Below are 497 nucleotides of genomic sequence, written 5' to 3'. Positions count from 1 at the left end.
CCTAGGATCGCATGTTGCGGCGCCGCGCGCCCGTGCCGGCGGCCCGTGCCGGCATTTTTGCTGCACTGCTGCGTTGACCGTGCGCGGAAACGGCGTTGATAATCCGGGGGATGCCGGCCGCCATCGCCCGGCCCGGTCCATACGGAGCTTCAGCATGCGCCACGCTCGCGTTCTTGCCGTATCCGCCCTTGCCACTGCCGTAGTCGTTGCCGCCGCTGCGTTCGCGCAGACCACGTTGACTCCGCTGCCCGACAACGGGCCGATCCGCACCGCGTCGCTGGAGGTGGACTTCAGCAAGACCCACTGGGGTGATGCCAAGGCCGGCCAGACCAAGGCGACGGCCTGTGCGGCCTGCCATGGCGCCGACGGCAATTCCACGGTGGACATGTATCCGTCCATCGCTGGCCAGAGCGAACGCTACGTGGCCCAGCAGATGGCCCTGATCGCCAATGGCCAGCGCAGTTCCGGCGCAGCAGTGGCGATGGTGCCGTTCGTGC

The 497-nt window shown here is 68.2% G+C and carries 1 protein-coding gene; it reads left to right on the top strand.

Annotated elements, in window-relative coordinates:
- Nucleotides 1-154: 154 nt before the first annotated feature.
- Nucleotides 155-497, top strand: a 343-nt coding sequence (locus EN850_RS33485; protein ID WP_136092929.1) for a c-type cytochrome, incomplete at its 3' end; no start/stop codon positions are given.

It is taken from the genome of Mesorhizobium sp. M8A.F.Ca.ET.207.01.1.1 (assembly GCF_004794715.1).
Lineage (GTDB): Bacteria > Pseudomonadota > Alphaproteobacteria > Rhizobiales > Rhizobiaceae > Mesorhizobium.
This window is presented reverse-complemented; position numbering and strand designations above follow the sequence as displayed.